17 protein-coding genes, 3 tRNA genes and 1 pseudogene are annotated in these 17214 nt (G+C 64.5%); 10 read left to right on the top strand and 11 right to left on the bottom strand.

Features of this window, described 5'->3' with window-relative positions:
• Positions 1-39 precede the first annotated feature (39 nt).
• The 3 genes and pseudogenes from minD to AB4851_RS31435 all read left to right on the top strand — a co-directional run bounded on the left by minD (position 40) and on the right by AB4851_RS31435 (position 1738).
• Positions 40-855 carry a septum site-determining protein MinD gene (gene minD, locus AB4851_RS31445; protein ID WP_414444164.1) on the top strand — a complete coding sequence of 272 codons (816 nt, stop codon included), beginning with the start codon at positions 40-42 and terminating at the stop codon, positions 853-855.
• Positions 856-867: 12 nt separating this feature from the next.
• A pseudogene (gene minE, locus AB4851_RS31440) lies at positions 868-1121 on the top strand (cell division topological specificity factor MinE).
• Between the two features lie 296 nt (positions 1122-1417).
• On the top strand, positions 1418-1738 hold the full coding sequence (locus tag AB4851_RS31435; protein WP_414450182.1) for a YXWGXW repeat-containing protein: 321 nt from the start codon (positions 1418-1420) through the stop codon (positions 1736-1738).
• 174 nt (positions 1739-1912) lie between these two features.
• On the opposite strand, the gene AB4851_RS31430 is transcribed toward AB4851_RS31435, so the two are convergent.
• From AB4851_RS31430 to rph, 7 genes are all read right to left on the bottom strand, one after another.
• Positions 1913-3223 (bottom strand): MFS transporter, encoded by a 1311-nt coding sequence (locus tag AB4851_RS31430; RefSeq protein ID WP_414450181.1) that lies wholly within the window; start codon positions 3221-3223, stop codon positions 1913-1915.
• 287 nt (positions 3224-3510) lie between these two features.
• Positions 3511-4041, bottom strand: coding sequence for an energy transducer TonB (locus AB4851_RS31425; protein ID WP_414450180.1), 531 nt, complete (start codon positions 4039-4041; stop codon positions 3511-3513).
• Positions 4042-4156: 115 nt separating this feature from the next.
• Positions 4157-4531 carry a hypothetical protein gene (locus AB4851_RS31420; protein WP_414450179.1) on the bottom strand — a complete coding sequence of 125 codons (375 nt, stop codon included), beginning with the start codon at positions 4529-4531 and terminating at the stop codon, positions 4157-4159.
• 341 nt (positions 4532-4872) lie between these two features.
• Positions 4873-4960 (bottom strand) — tRNA-Ser (locus AB4851_RS31415).
• Positions 4961-5026: 66 nt separating this feature from the next.
• Complete coding sequence (gene hemW, locus AB4851_RS31410) at positions 5027-6271, bottom strand: radical SAM family heme chaperone HemW (protein ID WP_414450178.1); 1245 nt, start codon at positions 6269-6271, stop codon at positions 5027-5029.
• Positions 6268-6900: an RdgB/HAM1 family non-canonical purine NTP pyrophosphatase gene (rdgB, locus tag AB4851_RS31405; RefSeq protein ID WP_414444170.1), complete on the bottom strand. Its 633-nt coding sequence runs from the start codon at positions 6898-6900 to the stop codon at positions 6268-6270. Before rdgB ends, hemW begins: the two co-directional genes overlap by 4 nt.
• Position 6901: 1 nt before the next feature.
• A complete protein-coding gene (rph, locus tag AB4851_RS31400; protein WP_414450177.1) occupies positions 6902-7633 on the bottom strand; it encodes a ribonuclease PH in 732 nt (243 codons plus the stop codon).
• Positions 7634-7841: 208 nt separating this feature from the next.
• On the opposite strand from rph, the gene AB4851_RS31395 reads away from it, so the two are divergent.
• The 4 genes from AB4851_RS31395 (at position 7842) to AB4851_RS31380 (ending at position 12154) form a co-directional block, all read left to right on the top strand.
• Complete coding sequence (locus AB4851_RS31395; protein ID WP_414444172.1) at positions 7842-8765, top strand: YicC/YloC family endoribonuclease; 924 nt, start codon at positions 7842-7844, stop codon at positions 8763-8765.
• A gap of 6 nt (positions 8766-8771) precedes the next feature.
• Positions 8772-9458 (top strand): guanylate kinase, encoded by a 687-nt coding sequence (gene gmk / locus AB4851_RS31390; RefSeq protein ID WP_414450176.1) that lies wholly within the window; start codon positions 8772-8774, stop codon positions 9456-9458.
• 58 nt (positions 9459-9516) lie between these two features.
• Positions 9517-9720: a DNA-directed RNA polymerase subunit omega gene (gene rpoZ / locus AB4851_RS31385; protein ID WP_006999799.1), complete on the top strand. Its 204-nt coding sequence runs from the start codon at positions 9517-9519 to the stop codon at positions 9718-9720.
• Positions 9721-9784: 64 nt separating this feature from the next.
• On the top strand, positions 9785-12154 hold the full coding sequence (locus tag AB4851_RS31380; RefSeq protein WP_414444174.1) for a RelA/SpoT family protein: 2370 nt from the start codon (positions 9785-9787) through the stop codon (positions 12152-12154).
• 195 nt (positions 12155-12349) lie between these two features.
• Here the strand turns inward: AB4851_RS31380 and AB4851_RS31375 are convergent.
• Positions 12350-12426: transfer RNA gene (locus AB4851_RS31375), tRNA-Arg, on the bottom strand.
• A 62-nt stretch (positions 12427-12488) separates the two neighbouring features.
• Positions 12489-12565: transfer RNA gene (locus tag AB4851_RS31370), tRNA-Arg, on the bottom strand.
• A gap of 125 nt (positions 12566-12690) precedes the next feature.
• On the opposite strand from AB4851_RS31370, the gene greB reads away from it, so the two are divergent.
• Positions 12691-13254, top strand: a complete 564-nt coding sequence (greB, locus tag AB4851_RS31365; protein ID WP_414444175.1) for a transcription elongation factor GreB — start codon at positions 12691-12693, stop codon at positions 13252-13254.
• A 98-nt stretch (positions 13255-13352) separates the two neighbouring features.
• On the opposite strand, the gene AB4851_RS31360 is transcribed toward greB, so the two are convergent.
• Positions 13353-14504, bottom strand: a complete 1152-nt coding sequence (locus tag AB4851_RS31360; protein WP_414444176.1) for a porin — start codon at positions 14502-14504, stop codon at positions 13353-13355.
• Positions 14505-15048: 544 nt separating this feature from the next.
• Positions 15049-15297, bottom strand: a complete 249-nt coding sequence (locus AB4851_RS31355) for a hypothetical protein (RefSeq protein ID WP_414444177.1) — start codon at positions 15295-15297, stop codon at positions 15049-15051.
• A 399-nt stretch (positions 15298-15696) separates the two neighbouring features.
• Here AB4851_RS31355 and AB4851_RS31350 point away from each other — a divergent pair, with 399 nt between their 5' ends.
• Both AB4851_RS31350 and AB4851_RS31345 read left to right on the top strand, forming a co-directional pair.
• Complete coding sequence (locus AB4851_RS31350; protein WP_206126557.1) at positions 15697-15900, top strand: cold-shock protein; 204 nt, start codon at positions 15697-15699, stop codon at positions 15898-15900.
• A gap of 115 nt (positions 15901-16015) precedes the next feature.
• Positions 16016-17176 (top strand): exonuclease domain-containing protein, encoded by a 1161-nt coding sequence (locus AB4851_RS31345; RefSeq protein ID WP_414450175.1) that lies wholly within the window; start codon positions 16016-16018, stop codon positions 17174-17176.
• Positions 17177-17214 lie beyond the last annotated feature (38 nt).

The raw sequence follows: 17214 nt of genomic DNA, 5'->3' as shown, positions 1-17214 counted from the left end.
CGGATCGATCGACCTCATTGACGAACACAGGGTAGGGTAATGGCAAAAATCATCGTGGTGACTTCGGGCAAGGGCGGTGTCGGCAAGACGACGACGAGCGCGAGCTTTGCCTCCGGGCTGGCGCTGCGCGGCCACAAGACGGCCGTGATCGACTTCGACGTCGGCCTGCGCAACCTCGACCTGATCATGGGCTGCGAGCGCCGCGTGGTGTACGACCTGGTCAACGTGATCCAGGGCGAAGCGAACCTGAACCAGGCGCTGATCAAGGACAAGCAGTGCGAGAACCTGTTCATCCTGCCGGCGTCGCAAACGCGTGACAAGGATGCGCTGACGCGCGATGGCGTCGAGAAGGTCATCAACGACCTGATCGCGATGGATTTCGACTACATCGTCTGCGATTCGCCGGCCGGTATCGAATCGGGCGCACTGCACGCGATGTATTTCGCCGACGAAGCGGTGGTGGTGACGAACCCGGAAGTGTCGTCGGTGCGCGATTCGGACCGCATCCTCGGCATCCTGTCGTCCAAGACCAAGCGCGCGGCCGACGGCGGCGATCCGATCAAGGAACACCTGCTGATCACGCGCTACAACCCGAAGCGCGTCAGCGAAGGCGAAATGCTGTCGCTCGAAGACATCAGCGAAATCCTGCGCATCAAGCTGATCGGCGTGATCCCGGAATCGGAAGCCGTGCTGCACGCGTCCAACCAGGGCTTGCCTGCCGTTCACCTCGACGGCACCGACGTGGCCGAAGCCTACAAGGACGTGGTGTCACGCTTCCTCGGCGAAGAAAAACCGCTGCGTTTCGTCGAGTACATCAAGCCGGGCCTGCTGCAACGCCTTTTCCGCAGCAAGTAACGGAGACGCCTCATGTCGATCCTTTCGTTTCTCCTCGGGGAGAAGAAAAATCCGCCGCCGTCGCGAAAGAGCGCCTGCAGCTGATCATCGCGCACGAGCGCATCGGCGGCCGGCCGCCGGCGGATTACCTGCCGGCGCTGCAGAAGGAGTTGCTCGAAGTCATTCAGAAGTACGTAAAGATTTCGAACGACGATATCCGCGTCAGCCTCGAACACCAGGACAACCTCGAAGTGCTCGAGGTCAAGATCGAGATTCCGCAGTCCTGATCGATCGCCGCGCATCGCGTTCTGCGGTGCGCGGTTTTCCCCGCTCCCGGCATCGTTTCCCGCCTCGCCAGGGCTCGCCGCCTCGCGCGCGCATTGCTCCGATGTTCATGCCGTCTTGCCGTTGATTCTTTCGAATCGCGCGCGCCGTCTTTCATTCCGATTTCCGCACTTACCGGCTGTTGCACTTTGCCCCCCGCCGTAACACGGCGTCTGTCGGCCATTGCCCGGGCTCGCGCATTGAACCGGTAGGCACGCATTGATGCGTATCCGAATCGAACGACAACAAGGAGCTTCATATGATTCGCACTGCTACTCGCTATCTGGTTCCGTTTGCACTGGCCGCCACGGCGTTGTGCTCGGCCGTCGCACCGCTCTCGGCGAGTGCCGAGGAAGTCGTGATCGTCGCGCCGAGCGCACCGCCGCCGGTGCGCTACGAAGTGGTGCCGGCGACGCGCGTCGGCTATGTCTGGGATCACGGCCACTGGTGCTGGGAGCACGGCCGCTATGTGTGGGTTCGCGGCCATTGGGAAGCCGAGCAGGTGGGCCTGCACTGGGTGCCGGGCCACTGGGATGCGCGCGGCCCGAGCTGGGTCTGGGTGCGCGGCCACTGGGCCTGAGGCGCGCGATCATGAAACGAACCCTGTTCGTCGTCGCGCTCGCCGCGATCGTGCTGGCCGGCTGCGTGATCGTGCCGGCGCGGCCCGTGTATTACCACCCGGCGCACGTCGTGGTGTATTGATCGGCGGCGGGCGGGGCGGCACGGCATGTACCGCCTCGCCCGCCACCGGCGATCACATCAGCCTGGTGTCGCGTGTCTCGCGCATCAGCAGCACACCGATCAGGCTGATCACCGCCGCCGTCGACACGTAGCCGCCGACCCACGACAGCCCGCCCTGCGCGGCCAGCACCTGCGCGATGTACGGCGCGATCGACGCGCCGAGGATGCCGCCGAGGTTGTAGGCCACGCCGGCCCCGGTGTAACGCACGTTGGTCGGGAACAGCTCCGGCAGCAGCGCGCCCATCGGCGCGAACGTCACGCCCATCAGAAACAGCTCGATGATCAGGAACAGCGCGATCAGCGGCATCGAGCCGCTGCCGAGCAGCGGTTCCATCGTGAAGCCCGACAGCAGCGCGGCGATCCCGCCCGCGATCAGCACCGGCTTGCGGCCGAAGCGGTCCGAGGCCCAGGCCGACAGCGGCGTGGCGATCGCCATGAACACCACCGCGATGCAGAGCAGGCCGAGGAAGCTCGGGCGCGCGATGTGCAGCGCGCTGACGCCATACGACAGCGAGAACACCGTCGAGATATAGAACAGCGTGTAGCAGACGACCATCGCCAGCGCGCCGAGCAGCGTCGGCGCCCAGTGCTGCGACAGCAGCGAGGCGACCGGCATGCGCACGCGCTCGTTGCGATCGATCGCGGCTTGGAACGCCGGGGTTTCCGTGATCTTCAGGCGGACATACAAACCGACGGCCACCAGCGCCGCGCTGACCAGGAACGGCACGCGCCAGCCCCAGCTGCGGAACTGCTCGTCCGACAGACCGATGGCGAGCGCGAAGAACAGGCCGTTGGACATCAGGAAGCCGATCGACGGGCCGAGCTGCGGGAACATGCCGAACCAGCCGCGCTTGCCGGCCGGTGCGTGTTCGGTGGCCAGCAGCGCCGCGCCGCCCCATTCGCCGCCGAGGCCGATGCCCTGGCCGAAGCGCAGCACGCAGAGCAGCACCGGGGCAAGCGCGCCGATCGTGTCGTAGCCGGGCACGAAGCCGATCGCGGTGGTCGATACGCCCATCACCAGCAGCGAGGCGACCAGGGTCGATTTGCGGCCGAAGCGGTCGCCGAAGTGACCGAACAGGAACGAGCCGATCGGCCGCGCGATGAACGCGATGCCGAACGTGACGAACGCCGACAGCGCCTGCGCCGTGGCCGAGCCGTGCGGGAAGAACACCGGCCCGATCACGAGCGCGGCGGCCGTGGCGTAGACGTAGAAATCGTAGAACTCGATGGCGGTGCCGATGAAGCTCGCGAACACGATGCGCCGGTGGCTGACCGGCTGCGAGCCGTGCGACGCGGTGCCGGCGGCGGGAGAGGTAGAGGACATGATGGTTCCGTGGTGCGGGTTCGAACCGCGTGCGGGGCGGCTCGGGTGATCGGGTCTCAATTCGTTTCATCCCGCGGCGCTGCGCAAGGCGGCGGCGCGGGTGCCGGCTTCGAGGGCCGGCGATGCATCCGGGGCGGGCTGCGCGCGTCGCGCAAGCGGCCTTGTCGGGCTCGCGCGACGGGCCGGCCGGGTAGGCGGAACGTGGCGAGCCGTCCTGAACGACGGATCGGGTAGCGGCGAATTATAGCAAGCGGCCCGGTGCGCTTTTGTCGCAGTGCGCGGCGGGGTCAATCGATCGTCTGCGCCTGCTGCGTGGCCCGCGTGCGCAACTGGAACTGACCGTTGTCGTTGAACAGCCAGCTTTCCATCATCTCGATCTGGCCGCGCCCGTCGAGCAGGCCCGTGGGCGGGCGGGGCAGCGGCGCGGCACGGCGCAGCGATTGCAGGGCGATCGCCTCGGCGCCGTCGTCGCCGTTGCTGCGATAGACCGACGCGCGCACCAGCCGCCCGTCGCGATCGACGGTGAAGGCCACCACCACGAGCGAGCGCAGCATCGCCTGCGGCGTGCCGTGCAACACGCGCGAGGCGTTCGCGTCGAGGATCTGCCGGGCCACATCGTCGCGATAGCTGGCCTGGGTGTTGGCGCTGGCGCCCGGCGTGGGCGACAGGATCAGCGCGCGCTGCGGCAGCGTGACGGTGCAGCCGGCGGCGGCGAGGGCGCCGGCCAGCAACACGGCCAGGCGCGCGATGCGATGCGCCGGCCTTGGCCTGATCGGCGAGGCGGGATCGAAGCGAAGGGGGGCAGAGCGTGTGAGCATGGAAACGACCGTGCGCGAGCGTTCGGACGTTTCCAGCATAGACGCTGGCGGCGCGTATGAAAGCGGAACTCGCATCGGGCCGATGCGCCGCGCGGCTGGCGGCGATTCGTGGGGCTTACGGCTGCACGTCCGGCAGTGCGTCCGGGTCTTTCTTGAACGTGCCGAGCTGCGCCCAGATGCGGCCGCCGTCGCCGGTCACATAAGTCAGATAACGATGCTTCGAGGTGGAGCTCGTCGCGGCGGCGCAGGCCAGCGATAGTGCTTCGGTGCGCGCCGAAACGGCATCCATCGCGGAGATTTCGAGGTTGTATTCCCCGGGGGGCAAGCGATACATCACCTGGCTGCTGTCGTCGATCACATAGCGTACGTAGCCGCGCGCATGCATTTCGGCATGCAGCTTCCTGTACTCCTTGGAGTCGAGAGGATATTCCTTGGTCCGCTTGTCATCCTTGAACAGCATGACGCGGGCGGTGACGTAGTACTCCGGCATTTCGTGCCTCCCAATGGCAGAAATATGATTTCGGGTTCGGGGAATTGCGTGACGGTACGCCGGAAGGCGGGCCAGAGAGCCCGCCCGGCGAACGACGACAAATCATGGATATCGCGTGCGCGTTGCCGTGCCGCCGCAACGAGTGGAATTGCAAGGAACATGTGCTCACGAACGCGCTGAAATGGGTGCCACTTGGTTTATAGCACGCGGCAATAACAGTCGTGATGAAATGCAAAAATGCCGCCGCGACGATATGAAGCCGTGTTCGTGCCGAGGAGGCAGGATCGGATCGTCATTCGCGGGGAAGCGTTGCTTCGGTCGAAGCGGAGGAAGGGAAGGACTGGCGGAAGCGGTGAGATTCGAACTCACGGACGGTTGCCCGTCGCCGGTTTTCAAGACCGGTGCCTTAAACCACTCGGCCACGCTTCCACGGCCGGCATTGTAACCGAAATGCCGGCGCTGTTTTCGGCTTTGCGAGCGATGCCGTGAAGCGCATCAACCCGCGTTGCCGTCCTTGTCGTCCTCGTCGTCGTCACGCAGGAACAGCTCCTGCAGATCGTTGAGAAAACGCTGCCCGAGCGGCGTCGGCGCGATGCGTTCGTAGTCGCGCATGATCAGCCCGCGCCGTTCGGCCTCGGCCAGCGCCGGCTCGATGGTGCGCAGCGGCAGCCCCGTGCGTTCGGCGTAGCTGGCCACCGGAAAGCCCTCGGCGAGCCGCAGCGTGTTCAGCATGAATTCGAACGGCAGGTCGCGCGGCCCGACCTCGCGCTCCTCCTGAACCGGCGTGCCGGCCATCGCCTGCTCCATGTAGGTGCCGGGATGCTTGTAGCGCGCCTGACGCAGGATGCGGTTCGGAAACGACAGCTTGGTGTGCGCGCCCGCGCCCACCCCGAGGTAATCGCCGAAGCGCCAGTAGTTGAGGTTGTGCTTGCACTGCCGGTTCGGCTGCGCATACGCGGACACCTCGTAGCGGCCGTAGCCCGCCTGCATCGTGCGCTCGTGGATCCATTCCTGCATGTCGGCCGACGCGTCGTCGTCGGGCACGGTCGGCGGGAACCTGGCGAACAGCGTGTTCGGTTCGAGCGTCAGGTGGTACAGCGACAGATGCGGTGGTGCGTACGACAGCGCCGTCTCGATGTCGGCGCGGCATTCGTCGAGCGTCTGCTTCGGCAGCGCGAACATCAGGTCGAGATTGAAGTTGTCGAACGTATTCGCGGCGATCTCGACGGCGGCGCGCGCCTGCGCCGTGTCGTGGATGCGCCCGAGCGCCTTCAGGTGCGCTTCGTTGAAGCTCTGGATGCCGATCGACAGCCGGTTCACGCCGCTCGCCCGGAACTGCGCGAACTTGGCGGCCTCGAAGGTGCCCGGGTTCGCTTCGAGCGTGATTTCGGCGTCGGCGTCGAGCGGCAGCAGCGCACGCACGTCGGACAGCAGGCGGTCGAGGCCGGCCGCCGACAGCAGGCTCGGCGTGCCGCCACCGATGAAGATCGTGTGCACCTGGCGGCCCCACACGAACGGCAGCGCCTGTTCGAGATCGGCGCGCACCGCATCGAGGTATTGCTGCTCGGGAAAGCGCTCGCCCTTCCACTCGTGCGAATTGAAATCGCAGTATGGGCACTTGCGCACGCACCACGGGAAATGCACGTAGAGCGCGAGCGGCGGCAGGGCGGTGAGGCGCACCTTGCCCGGCGACGCGAAGGTCGCGACGATGCGCTGCCCGGTTTCGGCGGCCTGGCTCACGCGTCTTCTCCGAGCCGCGCGAGCAAGGCGCGCAGCGCGAGCGCGCGATGGCTGACGGTGTTCTTGACGGCCGGCGCCAGCTCGGCCACGGTGGCGTTCAGCGCCGGCAGCAGGAAATGCGGATCGTAGCCGAAGCCGTGCTCGCCGCGCGGCGCATCGACCACCTCGCCATGCCAGCGGCCCTCGGCGAACAGCGGCTCGGGATCGTCGGGATGACGAACCAGCGCCAGCACGCAGCAGTAATAGGCGCGGCGGTCGTCGACGCCACGCAGTTGCTCGACCAGATGCGCGTTGTTGGCCGCGTCGCTCTTCTCGAAGCCGGCGCTCTGCGCATAGCGCGCGGAATGCACGCCCGGCGCGCCGTGCAGCGCGCGCACGCAGAGGCCCGAATCGTCGGCGATCGCCGGCAGGCCGGTGGCGCGCGATGCGTGGCGCGCCTTGGTCAGCGCGTTCTCGATGAAGGTCAGATACGGTTCCTCGGCTTCGCTCACGTCGAGCTGGCCCTGCGGAACGATCTCGATGCCGACCGTCTCGAACAGCGCCGCGAATTCGCGCAGCTTGCCCGCGTTGTTCGACGCGAGCACGATCCGCGACAAGCCGGCGGGCGAGGGAGCGTTGGCGAGCGTCATGTCAGGCGTCCCGCGCGGCGTGTTGCAGCGCGATCAGTTCGCCGATGCCCTTCTGCGCGAGATCGAGCAGCGCGTTCATCTCGTCGCGCGTGAACGGCACGCCTTCGGCCGTGCCTTGCACTTCCACCAGGCCGCCCGCGCCGGTCATCACCACGTTCATGTCGGTGTCGCACTTCGAATCCTCGGCGTAGTCGAGGTCGAGCACCGGCGTGCCCCGATACACGCCCACCGAGATCGCCGCGACCGAATCGTTGATCGGCGACTTGGCCAGCTTGCCCGCGGAGATCAGCCCGGCCACGGCATCCTGCACGGCCACGAACGCGCCGGTGATGCTGGCCGTGCGCGTGCCGCCGTCGGCCTGGATCACGTCGCAATCGATATGGATGGTGCGCGGGCCGAGTTGTTCGAGATCGACCACGGCGCGCAGCGCGCGGCCGATCAGGCGCTGGATTTCCTGGGTGCGGCCGGTCTGCTTGCCGCGCGCGGCCTCGCGGTCGTTACGCGTGTTGGTGGCGCGCGGCAGCATGCCGTACTCGGCCGTCATCCAGCCCTGGCCGCGATCGCGCAGGAACTCGGGCACGCGCTCGACCACGCTGGCCGTGCAGATCACCTTCGTATCGCCGAATTCGACGAGCACCGAGCCTTCGGCATGCTTCGTGTAATGGCGGGTCAGACGCACATCGCGCAGCTGGTTCGCCAGGCGGCCGCTCGGGCGGGAAGAGGAATTCGTCATGAGGAAGTGAGGCGTCCGGAGGGAAACCGCGATTTTACCGCGCATGCCGCCGCCGCACCGGGCCGCGATGCGGCGCAGGCGAACTGCTTGCACGGGCGAGGACGCCGCCAAAAATGGGATAATGCCGGTTTCGCGCCCCGTGCCTCGTGCGCACCGGGCGCCTCTGGATTCTCGGGCCGTGTCGGCCCCCTCACCGGCGAGACCAACCATGATCTACAGCATGACGGGCTATGCGAGCGCGACCCGCGAACTCGTGGCCAACTCGGGTAACGGCGCCACCAGCGTGTCGGTCGAACTGCGTACGGTGAATTCGCGTTTCCTCGACCTGAATTTCCGCATGCCCGACGACGTGCGCGCGTGCGAACCGGCCCTGCGCGAGATGCTGATGAACAAGCTCTCGCGCGGCAAGGTGGACGTGCGCATCAACCTGCAACGCAGCGAGCAGATGAGCCAGGCCGGCGCGCTGAACCGCGAGGCGCTCGACCAGCTCGCCGAACTCGAACGCGCGGTGCTCGTGTCGTTCCCCAATTCGGAACGGCTGCGTACCGGCGAAGTGCTGCGCTGGCCCGGCGTGCTCGCCGAGAGCGGCGTGTCGGCGGAAACGCTGCGCGAAGCCGTGCTGGCCTGCGGCAAGGAAGCGATCGGCGACCTGGTGGTGGTGCGCCAGCGCGAAGGCGCGCAACTGGCCGCGATGCTGCTCGGCAACGTCACCGAAATGGAAGCGATCGTCGCGCGCATCACGCCGCTCGTGCCGGAGCTGATCGCCAAGCATCAGCAGAAGATCGTCGAGCGCCTGCAGGAAGCGCTCGGCCTGGCCGCCTCGGAAAGCGGCCAGACGGTCGTGACGCGCGAGGAAGCCGCCGAACGCATTCGCCAGGAAGTGACGATGTACGGCATCCGCATCGACATCGCCGAAGAACTGTCGCGGCTCACCGCCCACCTGAACGAAACGCGTCACGTGATCGAGAAGGGCGGCCGCGTCGGCAAGCGTCTCGACTTCATGATGCAGGAACTGAATCGCGAAGCGAACACGCTCGGTTCGAAGGCCGCGGCGAAGGAACTCGCCGATGCGTCGATGGCGCTGAAGCTGCTGATCGAGCAACTGCGCGAGCAAGTGCAAAACCTGGAGTAACGCAAGATGACCGAATCGAACCGAGACGCGCACCGAGAAGCGCACGCGCTGCATGCCGGCGCGTACCCCGGCAACCTGTTCATGGTGGTGGCGCCGTCGGGCGCGGGCAAGTCGACGCTCGTGAACGCGCTGCTCGCCAAGGACAGCGAAATCTGCCTGTCGATCTCGTACACGACGCGCAAGCCGCGTCCGGGCGAGCAGGACGGCGAGCATTACCACTTCACCACCGTCGAGGATTTCCGCGCGCGTCACGCGCACCACGAATTCCTCGAAAGCGCCGAGGTGCACGGCAACTACTATGGCACCTCGCGCGTGTGGATCGAGGAACAGATGCAACGCGGCCGCGACGTGCTGCTCGAGATCGACTGGCAGGGCGCGCAGCAGGTCAAGAAGCAGTTCCGCAATGCGGTCGGCATCTTCATTCTGCCGCCGTCGCTCGCAGCGCTCGAAGAGCGTCTCAAGAAGCGCGGCCAGGACGAGCCGAACGTGATTACGCGCCGTCTGCTCGCGGCGGGCAGCGAGATCGCACATGCCTCGGAAGCCGAGTACGTGGTGATCAACGAGCATTTCGAGACGGCGCTTTCGGAGCTGCAGCGGATCGTGGCTGCCACGCGCCTGCGCGTCGCTTCGCAGTACGCACGTCACACCGAGCTTTTCATCGAGCTGGGCATCCATCTCCCGCACGCCGAGTGACGGCGGTGGAAGAGGGACATAAGGTAGAATAGCCACCATATTCAGAAGGAATACCACCATGGCTCGCATTACCGTCGAAGACTGCCTGAAGCAAATCCCCAATCGCTTCGAACTGGCGCTCGCCGCCACCTATCGTGCGCGTCAGCTCGCGCAAGGCCACACGCCGAAGATCGAAAGCCGTGACAAGCCTACCGTCGTCGCGCTGCGCGAGATCGCGGCCGGGCAGGTCGGCATCGAGATGCTGAAGAAAGTGCCGGTTTAAGGCACACTCGGCTTTTACCGTCATGTAATCCGCACAACCGGCGTGCCAACCTGAGGAGGCGAACATGAGCAACTCAACATCGTCCGCTTCCGCGGAGGCCGGCCATGCTGAAGAAGTCACGGCCACCTCGCCGGCGCGGCAATACATCGACGCGGTCCTCGAACAATCGTTTCGCCATCTGTTCGGGCCGACCAATACACCGGAGCAACCTCGCAAGCACGGCGTCGTTTCGATCGCGAAACTGACCGCCGCGCTCGCCGAGTATCTCGGCCCGGATGAAATCAAAGAGGTCAAGGCGGCGTTTCACTTTAGTGACGAAGCCCACCTCGGTCAATATCGCCAGAGCGGCGAACCCTACATCACCCATCCTGTCGCCGTCGCGGAAATCTGCGCCGGCTGGAAGCTCGACGCCCAAGCCATCATGGCCGCGCTGCTGCACGACGTGATGGAAGATCAGGGCGTGACCAAGAGCGAACTGGCCGAGCGGTTCGGGCCGAAGGTCGCCGAGCTGGTGGACGGGCTGTCGAAGCTCGACAAGATGGAGTTCCGCAGCCGCGAGGAAGCGCAGGCGGAAAACTTCCGCAAGATGCTGCTGGCGATGGCGCGCGACGTGCGCGTGATCCTCGTGAAGCTGGCCGATCGGTTGCACAACATGCGCACGCTCGGCGCGGTGCCGACGGAAAAGCGCCGCCGCGTCGCGCGCGAAACGCTCGATATTTATGCGCCGATCGCGCACCGCCTCGGCCTGAACAACACCTATCGCGAGCTGCAGGACATGAGCTTCGCGAATTTCAACCCGCACCGCTACGCCACGCTCGAGAAGGCCGTGAAGGCCGCGCGCGGCAATCGTCGTGAAGTGATCGGCAAGATCCTCGAATCGGCGCAGCGCACGGTGGGCGAGGCGAAGCTCGAAGCGGAGATCATGGGTCGTGAAAAGACGATCTACAGCATCTACCGCAAGATGCGCGACAAGCAGTTGTCGTTCTCGCAGGTGCTCGATGTGTACGGGTTTCGCGTGGTGGTCGAGCATGCGCTCGAGTGCTACACCTGCATCGGCGCGCTGCATGCGCTCTACAAGCCGGTGCCGGGCAAGTTCAAGGATTACATCGCGATCCCGAAGATGAACGGCTACCAGTCGTTGCATACGACGGTGGTCGGCCCGTTCGGTGCGCCGATCGAATTCCAGGTTCGTACCCGCAAGATGCACGAGATCGCCGAAGCCGGCGTGGCCGCGCATTGGCTCTACAAGAATGGCGGCGCGGATCTCAACGACGTGCAGATGCGCGCGCATCAGTGGCTCAAGTCGCTGCTCGACATCCAGAGCGAAGCCGGTGATTCGAGCGAGTTCCTCGAACACGTCAAGATCGACCTGTTCCCGGATGCCGTCTACGTGTTCACGCCGAAGTCGAAGATCATGGCGCTGCCGCGCAGCGCCACGGCGCTCGATTTCGCCTACGCGGTGCACAGCGATCTCGGCAACCAGTGCGTGGCCGTCAAGATCAACAACGAGCTGCTGCCGTTGCGTACCGAGCTGAAGAGCGGCGATATCGTCGAGGTGATCACCGCGCCGTATTCGAAGCCGAACCCGGTGTGGCTCGGCTTCGTGCGCACCGGCAAGGCGCGTTCGGCCATTCGTCATTACTTGAAGACGATGCGTCTGACCGAATCGGTGCAACTGGGCGAGCGTCTCGTCGACCAGAGCCTGAAGAGCTACGGGCTGGCGCTGGCCGACATCGAGCCGGAAATCTGGGAAAAGCTCGTGCAGTGGACGGGCAACAAGAGCCGCCAGGAAATCTTCGCGGATATCGGCCTCGGCCGCCGCGTGCCGCAGGTGATGGCCAAGCGCATCGAGGTGCTGATGAGCGGGCGCGATGCCGACGACGACATGTCGCGCGGCGATCGTCCGGCCCACAACGCGCCGCCGGTGGCGATCACGGGCACCGAGGGCATGTCGGTGCAGTTGTCGGCCTGCTGCCGGCCGATTCCGGGCGATGCCATCATGGGCTATATCGGCATCGGCCTCGGCATGGCGATCCACACGACCGATTGCCGGGTGGCGCAGCGCATTCACCGCCGCGATCCGGGCCGCTGGATCGACGTCGCTTGGGCGCCGCAGCCAGGCCGCCTGTTCGATGTCACGGTCAAGGTGCTGGTCAAGAACACCAAGGGCATCTTCGCGCGCGTCGCGGCCGATATCACTTCGGCCGATGCCAACATCGTCCATATCGCGATGGATGAGGATCTCTCGCATGAATCGACGATCCTGCGCTTCGTGATTCAGGTCGGTGATCGCGTGCACCTCGCCAACGTCATGCGCCGCGTGCGCACGAACCCGGACGTCATGCGGATCATGCGCGAGCGTTCGAGCGACGATACGGCCCATGCGCGTCACGACGGCGGCATGCGGATCGATCGGGATCGGCAGGACTATTGAGAGGCGCCATGCGTGGCTGGCGGCACGCAGGATAGGCGATGCGACGGGCAAACGAAAGCGGTACGAAGCTTCGGCATCGTGCCGCTTTTTTATGGCGGTGCGAAAAGGGGAGATGTGTTGCGTCGCGCGGAGAAGGCAAACAGAAACGGCGCGCGCAAAACAAAAGGGCCTTCCCGGAGGAAGGCCCTTCAAAGGTGGTGCGGCTGGCAGGATTCGAACCCACGACCCCTTGGTTCGTAGCCAAGTACTCTATCCAACTGAGCTACAGCCGCACGCAAAGCGGTTACTGCTGTGTACTGCCGGGATGTCTCGTAAGACAACCCGTTTTAAAAATTGGTGCGGCTGGCAGGATTCGAACCCACGACCCCTTGGTTCGTAGCCAAGTACTCTATCCAACTGAGCTACAGCCGCACGCAGGAGTGAGACTATAGCAAGCTTTTTAGGGAAAGGGAATAGTTCCGTCACAATTTCTTCGCGGGAAGCGTTCGTGTACCCTTGCAGGATCTCATTGGCAGTCGAAAGGTAGCCGGAACAGCATGAACAAGGCGTTTGTGAAGGAGTCGGAAGGCGATGACGACGACGATCTCGGCCAGGCGTTGCCGGAAATTCCGGCCGGCGCGAAAAACTACATCACGCCCGCCGGTCACAAGCGGCTGCGAGACGAGTTGCTGCATCTGATCGACGAGGCGCGGCCCGAGGTGGTCAAGCTCGTGTCGTGGGCCGCCTCGAACGGCGATCGCTCCGAGAACGGCGATTACATCTACGGCAAGCGCCGCTTGCGCGAGATCGACCGGCGCATCCGCTTCCTGACCAAGCGGCTCGATCTGGCCGAGGTGGTCGACGCGAGCCGCCAGGAGAATACCGATCAGGTGTTCTTCGGTGCGACGGTCGATTACGCCACCGAGGACGGCGACGAACACACCATCACGATTGTCGGCGTCGACGAGGTTGATCTCGACCAGGGCCACGTGAGCTGGGTGTCGCCGATTGCCCGCGCGCTGTTGAAGGCGCGCATCGGCGAGACGGTCACGCTGATGACGCCGGTCGGTGCGCAGCCGGTCGACGTGCTCGACGTGCGCTATCCGGCGGCGGCTGCGTGACGTATCCGCCCGGAGGGGCGAGCGTCGCAGTCCGTTTGCCAGACAATCAAAAAGCGCCCCGCGGGGCGCTTTTGTCATGGTGCAGCGGCTGCGTTGCGTCAGAAGCGATGACGCAGGCCGGCCGTGACGGCGATCTGCTTGTTGGTGGACGATGCGCCGCCCAGGCCGTTCACGTAGGCGCCGATGCCGAGGCCGTCGGTGCTCACGTGTTGATACTCGCCCTGCAGGTAGATGTCGGTGCGTTTCGACAGCGCGTAGTCGGTCTGCAGGTTGAACTGGTTCCAGCCCGGATGGCGGCCGTCGAGGAAGCCCGCCGTGTAGGTCCACGAGCCGGCCACCGACAGGGCCGGCGTCAGCGCGTAGCGCGCATTGACTTCGTAGTTGTTGAAGCGAGCGAAGGTGCCGTCGAGCGCGATGCCGGCCGACGTACCCGAGGCGCCGCCGCCGATGCCGAGCGCCTGGTTCACGCGCGTTTGCGTGAACACCACGCCCGCCGTGGCCGGACCAAACGTGTAGGTCAGGCCGCCGCCGAACACGCGCTGGCGTTTGCCGACGAACGTGTTGTCGCCCGCCACCGCGCCGTTCGCATTGCTGACGATGGCCGTGGTCAGGCCGCTGATGTCGTTGTTCAGCTGCATGTAGCCGGCGGCCAGGTTGAAGCCCAGGTAGCTGTACGACACGCCCGCGCTGTACACGCGATTGTTCGAGAACTGGTTGCTGTTCGAGAAGCCGTACAAGGCGCCGAACTTCAAGCCGTTCCAGTTGGTGCTGGTGTATTTGACCGAATTGTTGACCCGGAACGAGTTGTTCAGGTTGTCGTTGTCGAACGGGTGGGCGAACTGCGTGCCGCCGTATTGCGTGCCGGTCAGCGACAGCGGCCCGATGAAGTCCACCACGCTGTCGTATTGACGGCCCAGCGTGACTGAACCGAACTGGTCTTGCGCGAGGCCGACGAAAGCCTGGCGGCCGAATTCGCGACCGTTCTGCTTGAGCGTGCCGTTGTTGATGCCGAAACCATTCTCGAGCACGAAGATCGCCTTCAGGCCGCCGCCGAGATCCTCATTGCCGCGCAGCCCCCACCGGCTGCCGTTGATCGAACCGCTCGTCTCCGACCACGAGCTGTGACCGCCCTGATTGTTCGTGTACGTGATACCGGCGTCGATCAAGCCATACAGCGTCACGCTGCTTTGCGCGTGCGCCGCCGTTGCACAGACACCCGATACCGCCGCTACGATTAGCGTCTTTTTCATTGTTGCGTCTCCGTCTGAGTGGGAAGCTTGGCTTCCCCTTTTTCATCGAGGTAGTGAACCGCACCGAGAGCGGCGGTGTGGCATGAGAGGGTGGCGCCATAAAGCGCCGCAAATCTCCAGACCCGGATGCAGTGTCGAGCGAGCAGCCCATCGGCGTCGATTCCACTTTAAGCAATAATGAATTTAGATTTGTGAAATTGTCGGGCGGTGGCCCGAAACCGTTGTCAGATAAGGCTGTGGCGGGTGAGCGGGATTTTGATCAGGATGTCGAAACGATTTTCGCGTTGCGCGATGGAGACAAAAACGGGGTGCGCGAAGCGCGATAGTCACCGGAGCGGTGATTGTTGAGGCAACGGCAATAGAGGTTTGTGAAGACCGCCGATAATGGTGCGCGAAGCAATCGCTATACTGAAGTCTCTGCTTTCCGAAGCAGACTTTTTCGTTGACGGAAAAGATCTCCAAACCTTTGTCGGCGCGACCTTCCAGTCGCGCTTTTTTTTGCCTGTGCGGTTTGTCGAGCCGGGCGGGTGCCCGGCCGAGCGATCTAGCGGCGACGCTTCGTGGGAGCGTCGGCCAACTCGCCGTACGGAATCATGGCCGGTTGCGCCCAATCTTCCATCACGTAATGACGTGCATCGAGCGGTGACGCGAGCAGGTTCTGCCAGTGATCGCCGTGCCAGGTCGTCTCGAACTCGGCGTCGAACGCGGAAGTCGACGGGATTGCGGGCGCAATCGTTTTGTGGCGGCGCAACATGCCGACTCGATGCGCGAAGCGTTTCAGAGCGTCAAACATTTTCGCCTCCTGTCCTACCGTAACCGTTTCCAGCTTCGCAAATCGAAATGCCCGGGGCAACCCGGAAAAATACCGAGTCACCGATATTTTTTACTTGCTCGGTATTTTTTGCTATTTTGATAATTTAATACCGTTGCCCTAGTAATAATGACAGGTCAGACAAGCCTAATTGGCGCATTTTTCTGGCCCTGTGCCGCTTCCATCGGGATCGGCGTCAAATGGAATAAGAAGATGTGAAGAATTTTCTTGACGAGCATTGAGCGTCGCATTTATAAAAGCACCACGAAGTCTGCGGTGCTTACTGCTCATCGTCCACGAGGTTTAGCGGGGCCGGGGCTTTCGGTGACGGCACACTCAAGGGTTGCTCGTTTTATTTAAATTGTTTGGGGAATGAAGAATATGGATACCGGTATCGTGAAATGGTTTAACGATGCTAAGGGCTTTGGCTTTATCACGTCGGACAACGGTGGCGAGGATCTGTTTGCGCACTTCTCGGAAATCCGTATGGATGGCTTCAAGACGCTGAAGGAAAACCAACGCGTTTCGTTCGAAGTCAAGACGGGCCCGAAAGGCAAGCAAGCTGCCAATATTCAGGCTGCTTAATCCGGGTTAACCCGTGATTCCAAGCCCCCGCAATAGCGGGGGCTTTGTTTTTGGCGGGTAGAATCGCTACCGTGCGCGGTTCGCGCGTCATCCACCGGTATCGCTTTCCGCAGATATGTCCGATCTGTCCTCGTCTCTTCCTGTCATCGATTCGCCGCTCGTCTTCGTCGACCTCGAAACCACCGGCGGCTCCGCGGCCGACCATCGCATCACCGAGATCGGTGTCGTCGAGGTGGGGCCCGATGGCGTGTCCACCTGGACGTCGCTGATCGATCCGCGCCAGCCGATTCCCGCCTTCATCCAGCAACTGACCGGCATCACCGACGAGATGGTGCGCGGCGCGCCGAGCTTTGCGTCGATCGCGGCCGAGTTGTATGCGCGGCTCGACGGCAAGCTGTTCATCGCACACAACGCAAGCTTCGACCGCGGCTTCCTGCGCGCCGAATTCGAGCGCGCCGGGCTGGCGTTCAATCCCGACATGCTGTGCACGGTGCGGCTGTCGCGTGCGTTGTTCCCGCGCGAGGCGCGGCACGGGCTCGACGCGCTGATCGAGCGCCATGCGCTGGTGCCGAACGCACGGCACCGGGCGCTCGCCGACGCCGATCTCGTCTGGCAATTCTGGCAGCGGCTGCCGGCGCTGGTGCCCGCCGAGCGGCTGGCCGAGCAGATCGATCAGACCACCCGCCGCTATCGTCTTGCCGGCAACCTGACCGAAGACGACCTGGAGCGCTCGCCGGCCGGCTGCGGCGCGTATGCGCTGTTCGGGGAGCACGATGCGCCGCTGTTCATCGGGCGCAGCGTGCGGGTGCGAAATCGGCTGCGCGCCTTGCTGACCGGCGAGCGGCGTTCGGCCAAGGAACGCAAGCTGGCCGAACAGGTGCGGCGCATCGCCTGGCGCGAAACGCGCGGCGAACTGGGCGCGATGCTGGTCGAAGCGGCGTGGATTGCCGAATTGAAGCCGCCGCTCAACCGTAAGGCGAGCGACACGCGGCGCAGCGCCACCGGCAGCAGCACGCCCTGGCCGTTCGACGGGCCGGTGGCGATCGTGGAGCAGCAGGAGGGCGGTGCGGCGTCGTACCTGGTGGTCGACAACTGGCGTTATCTCGGTTCGGCTGCCAGCGTCGCGCAGGCCATCGAGCTGGCCGTGGCGCTGGCGCCCGGCGAGGGCGGGTTCCATGCCGGGATCTGCCGCATCCTTCAGACGCATCTCGCGCGAGGGCTCGAGACGGTGCCGCTGGCAGTGACGCCGGTAACCATCGAGGCTTCGGCCGAATAACGCTGGCCGAAACACCGATCCATATCGAGACGTATCGG

Source organism: Burkholderia sp. 22PA0099, assembly GCF_047497165.1.
GTDB lineage: Bacteria > Pseudomonadota > Gammaproteobacteria > Burkholderiales > Burkholderiaceae > Burkholderia.
This window is presented reverse-complemented; position numbering and strand designations above follow the sequence as displayed.